Raw genomic sequence first — 714 nt, 5'->3', positions numbered from 1 at the left:
GAGAGAAGAGCGGGGGCGAACGGTGGCAATGAATAACTTTCAGTTTAGCCAGCGCAGTGAAAATAACCTCAAAGGTGTGCATTTCGATTTGGTTGCGGTTGTTCGTCGAGCCTTAGAGCTATCCCCAGTTGACTTCACGGTAATTGAAGGACTCAGAACGCTTGAGCGCCAAAAGCAGTTATTGAAAGAGAAGAAGAGTCGGACCATGAATTCTCGTCACTTGACGGGCCATGCGGTTGACTTGCTTCCTGTAGGTGCAGATTGGAATAATTACACATGCTGGCTGCCAGTATTGAATGCAGTACACCAAGCAGGTGAAGAATTGGGGATAAAGCTTCGATTTGGCATCACGTGGACAAGCAATCCCCACGATAAGCCGGCTAAATTTCTGGATGCGCCTCATATTGAGATACCCGCATGAAATTCAACAGCCAATACTTCACCCTCGGTGCTTTTGCTGTCGTCGCTGGCCTGCTCTGGTTCTATTACAGTGAGTATCAGGCCAAGGCCGAAGAATACCGTAGGTTAAAGTCACAGTATGACGAACAAGTTGCCATTAACACCAACCAGCAAGAACGAATCCAGCATCTCGCAGAACTGGACACCCGACACACGCAGGAACTCGCCAATGCCAAGATTGAAATCGATACTCTTCGGGCTGATGTTGCCGCTGGTCGTCGCAAGCTGCGCATCAAGGCCACCTGTCCTGTGTCT

2 protein-coding genes are annotated in these 714 nt (G+C 49.4%); both read left to right on the top strand.

Going from position 1 to position 714, the window contains the following annotated elements:
- Positions 1-22 precede the first annotated feature (22 nt).
- Positions 23-421: a M15 family metallopeptidase gene (locus tag AAC854_RS22860; protein WP_340619095.1), complete on the top strand. Its 399-nt coding sequence runs from the start codon at positions 23-25 to the stop codon at positions 419-421.
- On the top strand, positions 418-714 hold a 297-nt coding region (locus AAC854_RS22855; protein ID WP_340619094.1), incomplete at its 3' end, for a lysis system i-spanin subunit Rz. The genes AAC854_RS22860 and AAC854_RS22855, both read left to right, overlap by 4 nt.

Source organism: Xenorhabdus entomophaga (genome assembly GCF_037996725.1).
Taxonomy (GTDB): domain Bacteria; phylum Pseudomonadota; class Gammaproteobacteria; order Enterobacterales; family Enterobacteriaceae; genus Xenorhabdus; species Xenorhabdus khoisanae.
Note: the sequence above shows the minus strand (reverse complement) of the source record. Positions and strands in the feature narration are given on the sequence as shown.